Origin of the sequence: Rhizobium sp. BK650 (assembly GCF_014195325.1) — a bacterium.
Classification (GTDB): Bacteria; Pseudomonadota; Alphaproteobacteria; order Rhizobiales; family Rhizobiaceae; genus Rhizobium.
Genome location: NZ_JACIBK010000010.1, coordinates 258717 through 273116 on the forward strand (window position 1 = coordinate 258717; position 14400 = coordinate 273116).

10 protein-coding genes are annotated in these 14400 nt (G+C 57.7%); 1 reads left to right on the top strand and 9 read right to left on the bottom strand.

What is annotated here, in order from left to right; genetic code table 11:
• Positions 1-38 precede the first annotated feature (38 nt).
• The 3 genes from FHX15_RS23015 to FHX15_RS23025 all read right to left on the bottom strand — a co-directional run bounded on the left by FHX15_RS23015 (position 39) and on the right by FHX15_RS23025 (position 3757).
• Complete coding sequence (locus FHX15_RS23015) at positions 39-1259, bottom strand: MFS transporter (RefSeq protein WP_312861885.1); 1221 nt, start codon at positions 1257-1259, stop codon at positions 39-41.
• Positions 1260-1744: 485 nt separating this feature from the next.
• On the bottom strand, positions 1745-2800 hold the full coding sequence (locus FHX15_RS23020; RefSeq protein ID WP_184400676.1) for an MBL fold metallo-hydrolase: 1056 nt from the start codon (positions 2798-2800) through the stop codon (positions 1745-1747).
• Between the two features lie 72 nt (positions 2801-2872).
• Positions 2873-3757 carry an MBL fold metallo-hydrolase gene (locus tag FHX15_RS23025; RefSeq protein WP_210290813.1) on the bottom strand — a complete coding sequence of 295 codons (885 nt, stop codon included), beginning with the start codon at positions 3755-3757 and terminating at the stop codon, positions 2873-2875.
• Between the two features lie 1013 nt (positions 3758-4770).
• Here FHX15_RS23025 and ubiA point away from each other — a divergent pair.
• Positions 4771-5685, top strand: a complete 915-nt coding sequence (ubiA, locus tag FHX15_RS23030; RefSeq protein ID WP_184400677.1) for a 4-hydroxybenzoate octaprenyltransferase — start codon at positions 4771-4773, stop codon at positions 5683-5685.
• 54 nt (positions 5686-5739) lie between these two features.
• On the opposite strand, the gene FHX15_RS23035 is transcribed toward ubiA, so the two are convergent.
• The 6 genes from FHX15_RS23035 to FHX15_RS23060 all read right to left on the bottom strand — a co-directional run bounded on the left by FHX15_RS23035 (position 5740) and on the right by FHX15_RS23060 (position 14129).
• The gene (locus FHX15_RS23035) at positions 5740-8028 is read right to left on the bottom strand and encodes an AAA family ATPase (protein WP_184400678.1); all 2289 of its coding nucleotides are present in this window, start codon (positions 8026-8028) and stop codon (positions 5740-5742) included.
• A gap of 139 nt (positions 8029-8167) precedes the next feature.
• The gene (locus FHX15_RS23040; RefSeq protein WP_184400679.1) at positions 8168-8578 is read right to left on the bottom strand and encodes a hypothetical protein; all 411 of its coding nucleotides are present in this window, start codon (positions 8576-8578) and stop codon (positions 8168-8170) included.
• Positions 8578-8991: a hypothetical protein gene (locus tag FHX15_RS23045; protein ID WP_246779039.1), complete on the bottom strand. Its 414-nt coding sequence runs from the start codon at positions 8989-8991 to the stop codon at positions 8578-8580. The genes FHX15_RS23040 and FHX15_RS23045 overlap by 1 nt, the downstream gene beginning before the upstream one ends.
• A gap of 34 nt (positions 8992-9025) precedes the next feature.
• Complete coding sequence (locus FHX15_RS23050) at positions 9026-11386, bottom strand: hypothetical protein (RefSeq protein ID WP_184400681.1); 2361 nt, start codon at positions 11384-11386, stop codon at positions 9026-9028.
• Positions 11383-12921 (bottom strand): tyrosine-type recombinase/integrase, encoded by a 1539-nt coding sequence (locus FHX15_RS23055; protein ID WP_246779040.1) that lies wholly within the window; start codon positions 12919-12921, stop codon positions 11383-11385. The genes FHX15_RS23050 and FHX15_RS23055 overlap by 4 nt, the downstream gene beginning before the upstream one ends.
• Positions 12918-14129, bottom strand: a complete 1212-nt coding sequence (locus tag FHX15_RS23060; RefSeq protein ID WP_184400682.1) for a tyrosine-type recombinase/integrase — start codon at positions 14127-14129, stop codon at positions 12918-12920. The genes FHX15_RS23055 and FHX15_RS23060 overlap by 4 nt, the downstream gene beginning before the upstream one ends.
• Positions 14130-14400 lie beyond the last annotated feature (271 nt).

Genomic DNA, 14400 nt, shown 5'->3' on the forward strand with positions numbered 1-14400 from the left:
ATCAGCAGGCGGTGAAGTGGATGTTAGGCGCTGACTTGTTAGGGCGAAAGGACTCGTGCGTCACGGGATATGAACGTTAGGATAAAAACGATCGTAACTAAAGCGAGCGACCCCAAAATCGGCGCGTCTGGATTAATTTGATAGAGTGTCGTGCCGAGGACCGGGCCGAGCGCGGAGCCCAATCCGCGCGCTGCCATATTGATCCCGCCGATCTTGCCCTGCGCTCCCCGCCCGCCGAGAAGGCTTATCGCTCCCAGGACTGCCGGTGCCAAAAACCCGACAGCGAAACCAATAACCGTCATAGATAAGCACATCGCCAATACGTCGCTTGCAAACAGAAGCATTGCCAGGCCCGTGAAAATGCCTGTGCTGCCAGCGCGTAGCATCGCGCGAGGTCTCTTGAAACCCCACACCGCAATCAAAACCTGTGCGATACAAACGGCCAATACACCGACTGTTAGCACCATACCAGTTTGGGCTGCCGCGGTGCCTCCGTCCATTCCAAATCGATCCATAAGTCGGAGGGCAAAAATCGGTGGAACAGTTGTGTAGCAGGTGAACCCCACAAAAGTTATCACCAGATAGGGCCAGATATCAGCGAGAGGTAGAGTGGTTTCCCTGCGTGGAAGCGCGGGGCGAGGGAGGGCAGTTGGTAGGTATGCCAGCACCATCAGGCAGGCAAATAGGCCGAACACCGAGATTGCCGCAAAGCCCAAGGCAACTCCCAGCTGGCCTGTGAGCCATAGTAAGACGGAGCCGCTGAGGGTCCCGAAGCTGATGGCCGCGCTCAAGCCGCCCATACCGCGAACACGATGGGAGGGTTTAGTGAGATCCGCCACGTAGCCCTGTGCAACGGGGATCAGAGCTGCACCGAAGACTGCTTGGATTAAGCGAGCAGCGCCGAGGACAAAACCTGAGACGGCCGCCGACAAGAGCAGGAATTGTTCCGTAACGATAGCCATTACCGCTGGTCCCAGCACAACCATCGGGACCGCCAAGAGCATCAGCTTTCGCCGGCTCCATATTTCAGAGGCGTAGCCCCATGCGGGCGCGGCCACGACTCCAATAAAAGCCCCAAGGCCAAGAATCAAGCCGACTTCGATGTCCGTCAGACCGAGTGTCCGCCCCGCAACCCCAAGCCCCCCGGTCATGAAACCGTTCGCGGAAGTGTATATGACGACACCGGATAGCGCTGCCGCCAACTCTGGCTTGGATCGAGATGGAGTTGGTTCCAGGTCGGAGAATTCTGTTGCGGGCACGACTTACCAATCGAATAATGGGTCCAGCTCTTATACAACAGATTGCGCGCAACCCAATATGTCACTTCGTTAGGCTTGGTTTAGAATTCCAAGATAGCAATTGTGCTGCAGCCTGCAACGATATGTGAAGCCTCATCCTCGGGAAGCCGGCACCCTCCCCAAACCAGGTCGCCAGGGGAAATCAGATTCTCGAGAGTGTTACACTAGGCTTGGGCGTTCTTCCCAGCTTGAGGCTGCTACGATCACTTGCTTTCTGAGGAAACAACCAACGCGAAGTGCGTATCGTATTACGCGGCTCCCGGGGAGGCGAGGAAGGATATCGCCGCGGCGACTTCTTTGGGCACCCACCCGACCGTTTGAGCTTCTCCCGATCACAAACAGGTGACAACTTTAGCGCCTTCCGCGAGGAGCGTACGCACTGTCGCGAGGCCAATGTCGGACGAGCCGTCGGTCACACCGTGACCGATTTTCCCAAAATGCGTGCGTTAGTCGACCCGAAGGCTCTGTTCCATCGCATAGCATTGATCCCAGATAAATGTGTCGAACGCGGCAAGCTTGTCCTTCCATTTTGGTGTCATCGCTGCAACACACTGACCAGCTACGCGTGCCGTGTAGTCACTAACAAATGCCCAGGAGTTCACAGGCTCCACTCCGTTGAGTTCCGTGGGAAAGGTTTGGCTGTGCAACGCTGCAGAGGCCGCCGCCCTAATATCATCGTCGAACGCGATCTGAAGCTTGACGTCTTCATGGGTGCCGATACGGCTAACATGACCGCCAACCAACTTTTCAAACGGATGGTGGTCGAGTTCGCGGACCTGTTCAAAATACCCGGGAATATCCTGGGCGACACCGAAGCGGCGGAACGGCATCCAACCCGGAAAGACGATATCGACAAACATCAGAACCTTCTGAGCCGGCGCGTATATCATGATGTTACCGGGCTCGTGACCATTGCCGGGGTAAGATAGCTCGAGAACCTGCGATCCGAGTCTAAGCCTATATCGATCGTCGAAGGTCATCGTGGGTATCGGGCGCTGTGGGTCGGCATCGCGCACCAGTAACCGCTTGGTCTCGCTATGAGCGATGATCACTGGCACGGGGCCAAAGCTTCCAGCGCCGCCGATGTGGTCGGCATGCGAGTGGCTGTAGATCAGATGGGTAATGGGCTTGTCGGTAACCTCGCGAACGGCTTCCTTGATTTTGCCCGCATAAGACGGCGGCGCGTCGACTACGACAACACCGCGATCATAGACCATGAACATTGATTGGTAGGCATTGTCTGTGACCATATACAGACCTGCTCCCAGGCTTTCAATCCGATAGCCCTTCTTTCGATCTATCTCTGGTCCACGTGCTGACGGCGGTATTTTCATGAACGCTGTTGGCATGACTCCAATCGGAGCGATTTTGGACGTTTCGCCACTCTTGCTCGTCTGCTCGACGCCCGAACTTTGCGCATGCAGAGGCCAAGAAGTCATAGCCGCCGCGACCAGCGCAACTGCCCAAAGATCTCTGCATTTATTCGCATCCGGGGATTTCATCAGATCATCCTTATTGCTTACTGTCGTTCGCCACCGAATGTAAGGCCCGTAGCTTCAGCGCTGGCTTACACGCTACTTCTTGGGCGACCATTCGAAATGATCGTCTCGCGAAACGATCCAACCGACTCCCGGGTAGGGAAAATGCGGTGCGAAAATGAGCTGGTGATCCGTCGCGAGCTGAGTGAGTACTTCGCGCCGGCTTGTTCGTCCGACCGCAAGATCACTATCGTAGCCCATCGCCCAGTCTGGCTTCGCAAGAGAGACGATTGCGCTGTGAAACGTGTCGCCCACGTCCAGCAGAGTCTCGCCTTTCGATGAGATCATGTATCCCACGTGGCCAGGTGTGTGCCCGGGGATACGGACCGACTTGATGCCCGTGGCCACATCCTCTCCAGGGGTGAAGGTCTTCACTTGTGGACCGATCACTCCGGTGAGCTCAGCCATGTCGGGTTGCTGTTGAAGCCATTTCCAGTCAGGCTCCGAGATCTTTACCGCTGCATGCTTGAACGCGGATTGCTTATCCGGACTGACGAGTCCGCCGATGTGATCGCTGTGTACATGCGTGATCAATACCGTGGTCACCTCGTCAGGCGTAACGCCGGCTTGGCTAAGGCTGCCGGCGAGTGATCCTGGAATCGCCGGACCTAACCCCGTATCGATTACAATAGCTTCGCTGCCTCTCCGGACGAGAAGGGCATCTACGGATAGTTCGATAGCTTCGGTTTTTTGTCCAGCCTCCCTGAGCACCTCGGCAACTGCCTTCGGGGCGACATCAGCGCCAAATACGGAGCCGTCGTTCGGCACGACGTTGACCGAGTCTCTCAGTGAGGTGATGCGAAACTCGCCAAGCGTGAAAGTCTCAGCATCCGGTGGTGCCGGCTGGGGACCCATGCCTGCTGCACACGCTTGCGCAGCAGCGAGGCACGTGATCAGAGTTGAGATGCGCAGGGATTTCATGTCTTTCTCCTTACGAACAGGCCATCAAGATCCGCTCCACGGTTCTCAGACGCGACTAACTAGCGCCAGTCCAACTTGCGTATAGGTGATGAACCATGCTGGGGAGAAGGTTTAGGCAGGCACGACCAGGCGTCACGGGCCAGAGGGTGGGTGGATAATTATCTGAAACGCACTCGCCCTCGTGTATGAGCGATAGATTCGAGCTCGCGTCTCACGCAACGATGTCACCTCGCCACAAGAACTTTGTGTTTGAACTGGGGCCGGAATGTCTTGGTTAACCTCAGTCCCATCATCAACTTCCTCTGCCACGGCAACCCGTTTCACAGGCGTCGCCCACAGTTCCGTGATTTTCCCCTGCGACTTCGAGAAGTTGCCGCAGAACTCGGTCTCGGAGGCGACGTCAGCAACGACTTTAAGCGTTTTCGATTTACAGATAAGGAAAATATGGGTGCATACAATATATGTATCGTCGCACACCGAGTACATTTGGTATTTTTCCCGCCGTGTCACGTTGTTCTAAGTATCTGATTCGCCATATGCGACTTTTTTACTAACGATCGCTTGCTAGCCGATTCCTTCGCCATCGATCAAACTCGGGATAGGAACACGGTCCCATTGGATGCTTCTGTCAGTTTCACGACTTTATGTCATTTTGCTCGCATTTCTACAGCCCTCTGTGCTTCCTTCAATATTTGTGAGCCGCCGCGCTGGTTCCAAAGAGTGCGGTTTCGGCCCTGTAGCTGGGTGAGTGAGTGGCGTGGAATCCCTATGAGGCGGTACCTCTGGATTATCCGCCTCTAACTGTTGTGTTGCACAGCCGATTTAGGCCGGTTTGTTGCTTTAAACAGCCATTCAGATTGCAACAGGCGCGTTCGTGTTGCGAAGCCCTGCGTGATCTCGTGTTGCGTCTGGTATTGCAATCGTGGCTTCATCGTTGGTGGCACGCTAGTTGCTCTATTCATTGCCGTATCGCAAATTCTCTTTATTCTGCGCCAAATAGTCGGATTTCAAACATGAGTGCTTTAAACCGCCCAGACCTAAACGACATCAAGCATGGGAACTGGGTAGATCGTCGTCTGCCACAGGCCTGGCGTCCGTACGCCAGACTTGCGAGACTGGATCGTCCAGTCGGCGTATGGCTTACACTCTTCCCTTGCTGGGCGGCGCTTGTTCAGGCATCGCACGGATTTCCTGACCTGGTGCATCTTACCGTGTTTTCGCTTGGCGCTCTGTTGATGAGAAGCGCTGGTTCGACCGTCAACGATATCGCAGACAGGAAGTTCGACGGTCACGTCGAAAGAACCCGTTTTCGACCGTTGGCAAGCGGGCAGATGAGCGTCCCGCATGCTGTTCTGTTTCTGGCGGCGCAGCTCGCATTGGCGGCCTCGCTCCTGTCTTTCTTGACGCCTTACACCCGTCTCGTCGCAGTCTGCGTTCTACCGCTCGTCTTCGTGTACCCCCTTTGCAAGCGTATCACTCATTGGCCCCAGGCCGTCCTCGGGGCGGCATTCAACTGGGGAATGCTGATGGCATGGTCAGAAGTCGCGGGGGAGATTCCGTTCGGTGCGATCCTCGTGTGGCTCGGAGCCATCACATGGCAAATCGGCTACGACACCGTCTATGGCTACGTCGATATCAATGACGACACCCGGCTGGGTCTCAGATCAACAGCGATCTTGTTCGGCGAACGTGGCAAAACCTGGATAGGTGCGTTCTACGCGTTGACTGTCGCTGCATGGTCAATCGGTGGGTGGATGGTCGGCATGGGGCCCCTCTACGCTCTTGGCATGGTGGTAATCGCTGCGCATTTAACCTGGCAAACTTTGCGTATCGACCTTTCACGTCCAGAACTGAGCTACCAACTCTTTCTGGCCAACATCCTTACAGGCGTCCTGCTCGCCATAGCGTCTCTTGCTGGAACGATGTGACAGCTTATCTGACTCAGTTACTAACAGCCTGGCCAACGATCCATGTCTCGGCAATCAAATGCCGTCGATCCTCAAGTTGTGCTCGCGATCCAAGGATTTAGGGGACGCAGAGACAACCTCGTTGATGAGATCGATGTCGCCGACGAGAACGACGGTCTCTATGCCACGCGTGATGGCGGTGTAGAGCATGGTCCGGTCCAGCAACTTCGACCGGACGACGGGGATGATGACCCGCTTGAATGCCGACCCTTGCGCCTTATGGACGCTGATCGCCCAGCCATGGGTAAGCTTCTCAAGGTCGGCTGTCGTGATCGCGTCTTCAGCGCCGTCGTCGAACCGCACCCAAGCACCTTTGGGATGTGGCTTGGTGATGACGCCCAGAGAGCCGTTCATGAACCCTGCGCAGATCAGATCGCCCGTGACCCTGTCTACAACAGGCTTTCCTTCCGCGTCGAGTTGAGGGGCCTTAGAGTAATCGTTCTTCAGCCACATGACCTTCGAGCCAACGCTCAGCCCCCAATCCCCGACGTTGGGCTGCTTGCCCATGTATTCGACCTCGATGGCGCGGTTCAGTTCCTTCGATCCGGCAGGGCCGTTCTTCACTTGCGTGAGTATCTGAACGTCCATCTCATGCAGGGCGGTCGTCTTGCCGTAGGCTGGAACCCGACCGCACATGGCGCGGAAGGCAGCGATAGTCTTTGCGGCCAACTCATCTTTCGACGCTGGGAAGAGATAGACGCCGGGTGTCAGCGCAACATTCGGATCGAAGCGCCGGAGACCGACCGCCTTTCCGGTGCGCACGGCGGATGCAACGGCAGGAATGCCAGTGGCGTCGTCCTGACGGTGAACGATGTCCAAGGTGACAGAGGGTATTCCCGTCGCCTTCACCATGGTGTGGAAGGGCAGGCCGGGACCGATGGGCGGAAGCTGGCCGGGGTCACCAATGAAGATCAGATTGACCTCGATGGGCAACTGAGCGAGCACCCGGTAGATCGACGGGGTATCGAGCATCGAGGACTCGTCGAAGATGACGGTTCCCGCCTCGATACGACGCCCGGCATCCTCGATGTCGTGCACCAAGCGCGACAGGGTGCTCGCGGGGCGACCTGTCGCCTCGCTGATCCGCCTGACGGCGCGGCCCGCCAGAGCCACTTGCAGGTGTTCGACGCCATGGCGCTGCGCAGCCGGAAGACTGTCCCGGATGGCTTCCAAGGCGGCAAGGATCGCCCGGACGACTGTCGTCTTACCCGTGCCAGCTCCGCCGCTGATCACGCCGACGCCGCAGGTGGTAGCCATGAAGACCGCCTCGCGCTGCGCATCGGTCAAGGCGTAGCCGATTTCTTCCTCGACCTTGGCCATCGCGTCGACAACCAGCTTGCCGTCGAATCCCGGAACTTCGCGACCGATGCGCTCGCCGACTTGTCGAGCGACCTCTTCCTCCATGAACCGACAGGCTCTCGACTGAAGAAGGTCGGGTGACGGCGACAGCACGCGACCGTTGGCCAAGGCCAGATCGATGGCAGTCGCCGGATCGCCGGACCAAGGTGCGAGCAGGCGTTTCACCAGAGGCTTCAGGACCGGGGAAGGGGAGGCCATGTTCCCTGCCCGGAAGCGGATGGCCAACGCCTCCTCGACGGCGGCCGTCAGCCGCCTCGGGTCGTAGAGGGCGACGCCCAGCCCCAACGCTCGCGCGTCGACATCCTTCCACGGCTCCAGCAATGTCATCGAGTACGGGTCGGCCTTGATACGGTCGATGGCTCCGCTACCCCAGACGCGGGCGGCAGCACCAGCCACACGAGGCGAGACGCCGTACCGATCCAGCCAGCGGAAGATTTCTACCTCCTCGGCAAGCATGCCGAACCCGTCGATGATAGCGACGGCTCGATCCGCGCCCACGACCTCCGCGAGCGCCTTCAGGTCGCGATCCCGGATGATGTCGTAGATGGTCTCGCCGAAGCGATCCCAGACCCTCTCCGCCGTCGCCCAGCCGATACCTACGAAGCGCTTGTCGGTAGCAAGGTGGCGGATGATCGCCCGCCCCTTGGTGACGAGGGGCATGGCCACCTCGGCATGGAGTTGCGGACCATATTCTGGGTGGAGTTGGATCGAGCCTGTGACGCGCCACGTCTCGCCAACGGCCGGATCACGCGGCGATCTTTTGGAAAGAACGAGGGCACGGCGGAGCTGCTCGGTCTCGTCGCGACCAATGATGACATGGTCGCCGAACCGGCTGGCATGGACAGACGTGATAGACAGCTCCCAGGAAGACTGCTCAGAACGCTCACCAAGGACCAGGAACGTCTGCCCCTCTGCGCCACCCCGTCGTTGATTGGCCCCTGCCATGGGCTCTGGCTCTCCGTTCACTGCGGCCACCCACGACGTGCCGTCGCGGGTCCCTGTGCCTCATTCACTGCGATCCAGCTCCCATGGCCTGTCGGGGCCACGACGGCGCGGCTCCGAGGACCAGACTTCAAACACCCAATCATGGAAGTCTCCCAGTCTCGGCGATCACCGCGCTCAATCGCTTCAAGCGGTCCAGATCGCGGCGAAGCGAGGCGTTCTCCGCCTTCAGCCGAAGGTTCTCTTCCTCCAGAGCCATCTGATTGCCATCGACCTTGGCCTTCTGGTCGCGGTCCGCTTCCGCCTGTTCGAGGCGCGTCAGGTTGGCCTTGCGATCACGGTCGTCGGCATTGCCCAGGATTTCGGCGCAGCGGGGATTGGTGCGGAACACCTGACGGTCGAAGCCGCAGGCCTTGGCAATGGCGCTCTTGTTCAGCTCGATGCCGCCGTAACGGGGCAGCGGTTGGTCCCCGAGGTTCTCAAGGTATTCTTGGAGAGCATCGACGTGCTCCTGCGCGACCTCGACGCCACTCTTTCCCGTTCCTCGCGCCATCAGGTGTCCCTCCGGGACGAGAGGGTGATGACGTTGACCTCGGGAAGGCTACGCATTTCTTCCAGCCGATCAACGGTGGCCTGATATCTTTCGAAGAAGCGCTTCCATGTCGCGAAGCCACCCATTTCGGTGACCGCAAGGATCATGGCACGGTGAGAAGCGATCAACAGCTCCTTGTCGGCCTGCAACTGCGCGATCTCCGCATTCTTCATCGCCACCAGCTTCTCCAGTTCTGTGCGGGACTTTTTACTGGATCGATTGACCGCTGTCCGGATAGTTTCCTGCTTGTTGATCGCGGCTTTGACCATCCCGTGGCGAGCGTCGTTGCGGGTGATGTCGGTGGCATGCTTGAAGACGCCATCGCTCCGCCTGCATACGGCGCGGACGGTAATGTCCTCGTCCTCGGCGATCATCGCCTCCAGCAGTTCCTCCAGGACTTGGCTCTTATCAATCATCGAGGTCCCTCAGGCGCTTCATCGTGTCGATAATGGTTGTGCCAGCCTTCTGCTCGGCCGTCATGGACAGGTCGGTTCCATCAGGGAAGACCTGCATTCCCGGTTCCGTGCCGAGCGCCCTCACGATGTTTTCGTAGCGAATGCGTGCGTGGGTGAGCTGGTTCGCCCATCCGATGTTGCGCCGGTCCTCGGGCAACGCCTCTAAGGTGATGATCACCTTGGCGAACCTGTCCCGCATGCGTTCGAGGTTTTCCTGCTCGCTGACGACGTTCGTTCTCGCCAGGTGGAGACACCCATTGAAGCATTCGAGATGCTTGGGACAGGGGTCGCTGGTGAAGCTGTTCATGCACAGCCCGTATGGCGTTACATGGAGTCCGTCTGCCTCTGCATTCAGATAGTCGAAGGCCGCCTCGTCACCGTATTCCCGCTGGACGCGGCGGAACTCGTCGACGACAGGGCCTCGGGCCTTGTTCGCTGAGATCAGCTTGAAGACCTGCAGCGCCTTGTCACCGAGCCGCTCTTCAGCTTCCGGCGGAAGATCGATATCGGCAAGGTCCTCGGCAAGGCTACGATGGTCGTAGACGTGGCTCTGCTGGACGCTGCGTCGGTTGAACTTTTTGGTGATGATCGTGTCGGCGACACCAAGTCGGAACAACTCGGTGTTCTGGAGATGGCGAACGGCATGCGTCTTCATCTTGAATGAGCGATCTTCCTCAGTCTGACCGTACCTAGCGAAGATGCACGTGGTGCCGCTGTAGCCTCCAAGAATATTCTTCAGGTCTTCGACATCCAGGCGTCCGACAGCAGAATACAGGGTTGTGTCCAGAACACCGTCATTGCGCCCCTCGATCAAGTTTCTAACCGGCAGGACGAACATTAGCTCATGGGGATACAGCAGAGTGCCATCGGTCGTCGTCGTCGGATTAATGTCAGAGAGTTTAGTGGCGCGGTTATCGCGGATGTGGCACTCTACATCGCCGACCCGGATATATGCCGATTGCCAGTCGATCCGCCCATCCAGCGGCATGCCGGATGCAGTCCGTACAGGAATTTGCCTCTGCGCAGGGTTCGTCCAGAAGGCCGAGAGACCGCGCTGCTTTCGTTCGGCTTGTATGCGTCGGATTTCGACGAGGATCGATGGGTCGTAACTCCTGCGGTAGGCTTGCAACAACTCCGGCGGGAGATCGACTTCCGTGAAGACAGCGTTACCCGTCATTCGAACGTACATCTCTGACGCAGGGACGAGTGCATCCTCGTCAAACTCCGGAAAGATACGCCCGGTCTCCGTTTGCTGCTTCAATCGTTTCCGTAGAGGTGCGGTGATCTTCTCGACGTGATCGAGAGTTTCAACGAGAATCTCTTCGAACATCGGCGGGACGTGCTGGGTATTCTCGTAAAATGACAGCCCGTCCTCTCGCTCGTCATCTTCCTGTTTTTCGGCAAAGTGCCTGATCATCAAGGAGCGTGAGAGCCCGCCTCTCTCCCCAGCCGGACGACCGTCGGCATCCATGTATTCGCGCCACCTTCGCCAGTCTAAAGGCAGACGGGCGGTTTCACCGATCCGGAAGCCCATTATGATCTGAACCCTGAATGCCGCGAACCGGATGGCATCCGAGAAGGTGCGGGGCGTCTCTGTGAACACGATGCGAACTAACTCCCAGAACGCTCGCTCGTCGGGAAGCTTTGCGGCCGATTTTCTCTCGGCGAGAGATCGGCGAAGGCCGTCCTTTCCACCATGAGCATTCTGCTTCTTGCGAAGGGTCTCCGCTTGTTGCTGGGCGGAGAGAGATTCATTGGTTGCGTAGGGATGACAAAACCGCACGAGCGCCGGGGTATCCGCGAGCTTCTGACCGTCAACGATAGTCCGTATTGTTGTAGCGAAGTCCAGCGCCAGCTTGCCGGACTCAGCCGACTGGAGGACCGCATTATAGGCTTGCTGAACCTGATCCGGCGTGATGGCCCAAGGAGGAGTATCCTCGGCAGCAGGTGCGAGCCGTCTGATGCCCTGGGCGACCTGCATAGCACTTAATGGTTTGGTCTTACGCACAAAGAGCTGATGAACGAAGATCGCGAGGTAAAGGTCGCGCCAGTGCTGGGTCATCGGGCGTGCGACTAGAAGCGACTGCCCCATTCGTTCCCTAATTTCGTTCAACTTTTGGAACGCGACGGGGTCGACTCCAATCTGCCCCAGCCAGAGGGTCGGAGGTGGCAGCATGCCAACAAGCTCGGTCAAGTTCCATCTGGTATCCTTGCTGACCTTTCCCTGATCGTCGCAAACAAGGTCCCAGACCAACCCGCGTTCGGCGGCCAACGACTTGGCCGTCGCGATATACTCGACGTAGAAAGGGTTCATTCGCGATCCTCTCCAGTCTGATTTGCTCTCAGCTCCTCTACCACGCGACGCACAGCGTCGAGGGTGCCTTTGAGCTGGCCATAGGCAGGAGACTGCTGATTGTTACGCGATGCAGACGCAAACTCGACGACGACCGGACGAAAGCTTTCGAGGACCTCTTCATGGATTTCAGGTTCGCCAAGCGGCATAAACTGAGAGCAGGTATAACAGGCCAGAACCGGGTTCTTCGTGCAGAGGCTTTGGCCCAGACCACAGCCGCCGATCCCGGCAATGGGAACGCCATGCGGAACGCCTCCAATTTGTTGGTCGGACGGAAGGCCCAGTAGCATTGCCTTGTCGATGGTCTTGGTTTTTGCGATCTTCGCCAGGTTCGAATAGATCGGCGATATGGCCAGGGCCTCATTGATCCTCTGTGCCTGGGCGGGCGACTTGTCGAAGTAGACGTTGGCGATGCGGTCGCTCGTTTGGCCCATGAATTCAGTTAGACCGGCATGGGAGATGCCGCCGTCGGCGAGGCGTTGCGCGGCCGTGTGCCTTAGGTCGGTTGGCGACCAAGCATCGCCAGTCAGTTCCTCGGTCAACTCCATAATCGCGGCGCTGACGCCGCCAGGTGTCAGACCAAACAGGAGGCGAGGGGGCACCCCTTTCTCTGGCAAGAGCACTCCTGCGTCACGCCTCCTGACCAGTTCGATGAAGAGCGGCCCCCATTCGCGCTTGACCTTTCGGGTGATACGGATTCGCTTATTGTTGTCCTGCTGCTTGATGATGGAGACGGCTACATGCACCGCGCCCGTCGAGAAGAGCCGGACATCGGCCAGCTCTATCCGGGCGATCTGGCCCGGCCGGAATGCATACTGGAACGACATCATTAGTAGGCAGACGTCGCGGAGTTCGTCGTTGTCCAGTGAAGACGGCTCACTGGTCAGCTTTTCGCACATGCTGTCGATGTGGTTGACGATCATGGCCTGCTGATCGAGCGGCAGGAAGCAATCACCAACACGGACGATGCGGTACTTATCGACTTTCGGGCTCTTCAGCCCCCGGATGATAGAGGCCGCAGAGGGTGACCAATGGCCGATATTCAGACGGCAAAGTGAGTGCAAGGCTGTCCGCAAAGCCCAGCTCTCATCCGCCTTCACGTTTGATAAAACCTGAACCGACCAGTGCGCCCGACTGTCGAACGGTGACGATGCAAACAGATATGCTACTGGTTCAAGGCCGCATCGAGATATGTATCTGAGAACATTCGAGGCCTTTATGACCACGGTTGTTGGGTCGAGGCGCTGGAACCAGTCGACTACCACATGTTTCATAATGATGTTCAGGGCACCGAACGCGTCAAAATCGATGAATCGTTCAAGACCATCCACGAAGATCGGGACTCTAGTGCTCGATGAGATGTCATGGATCGTTTTCGTATCGTCATCGAAGTCGTCGTAGTATCTGACGACAGTAGGGAGTGGGGGCAGGCTGGCGGATAGCCTCCTCACATCGTCAAGACCGCCCAACCCCAAATTCAACGCGGCTGTTATCAATTTTCCCTCTCAGGATTGATGCCTCTCAAGGCGGTCACGAACGTATCGAATTTCTCGTCCCAAACCTCGGCCATGGTGGTTTCGAAGTATGCTTTGGCGTAGAGACGTGGCATGTTGGATGTCTTCGACCATCCAAAGAACACCCGCAGCTTTTCCTGTGCCTTATCGATGTCGAGGCCAGCGTCCTGGTACCGCTTCATGCGCACTACGGCTGACGTATGGCGGAGATCGTGGCAGGAAACGCCTTGAAGCCCTTGTTTCAACAATGATCTTTTGGCCGTGTCGGACAGTGCCTCTGTGGCTACCTCGAAGATTTCATTGAACGACCGCAGGGACAAAGGTCTGGCCTTCTGCGACATCAGAAGCTGGGGATGATACACCCGGCCACGATAGTTCTTTCGGTATCGTTGTTCGACCTCGATCATCTCAAGCGAGAGCGGAAGCTGGCGACGGGACGGGGCAGTTTTCAACCCTGGTTGCTCATAGCGTGGATCACCGTCATCGGTCTCCTCGACGTCAAGCCAGTGGACCGTTTTCCCCACCACCGGATCAAAGTCCTCTTTGAACGAACTGGTGTGCAGGAGTGCAGCCTCACCACGGCGCAGACCGAGGCGGAGCAGCAGCATGAAGATCAGCAAGTTACGCCAGCGCAACGCCTCGGTCTTAAAGGGATTGCGTGGTGATTCTGGGTTGAAGATTTCGTACAGGTCTTCGACCACCATCGGCGGCAACGCTCGGACGGGCGGCGCAGGCTTCTCCGGATTTGGTGCAAGCTGGCGGTAGAGCGTATCGAGCCGCAGGAGCTTTGCTTCCATCTCGGAGGCCCGAACGCCGGAAGCATTTCCGGCATATCGGAGCATGTCGGTCACGAAGCTGATCGCCGACGTCCAGGTGGACGTCTTGTCAATATTGGCGACGGCGGCCTCGTTCCGAAGCTGGGCCAGGAACCCAACGAGGCAGTCTTCTAGCGCATCGGCGTCGGCCTCGGCAATCAGCCGGTCAAGGCAGTCGCGTCCATGCTGGCGCTCGACGGCAGCATAAAGCCTGTCCAACGCGGCAAGATGTTTTCGTCTGGTTGAAGGCTCGATGCTCGTCTTGAGCACGTCCGACCAGACCGTCGCCCAGAAGCGTGGGACGCCGGACGGCCCAACGCTGGCCATGCCTGAGAGCGTCTGCGGTATCGATGACGAAGCAAGATTGATTGGCATGGAAACTCGCGATCAAAGTCGGGACCGAACTTTCCATACCCACGGTTAAAAGCAACACCCGTAACCGCTCTTTATCGAAGAAATCCACAATGACGTAAACAGCGGTTTAAGGCCAAAAAGCAACACTGCCAAAACCGCTCGGGTGTTCCATAAGATAGATTATGCGATCTTAGCCTTGTAGCCGCAAAGTTAAAGTGTCCTGTTTCTGCAAAGTTGGAATGTCACTCTCCTCACGTTTTGATGACGTGGGAGATTGCGGATGGGACTGATA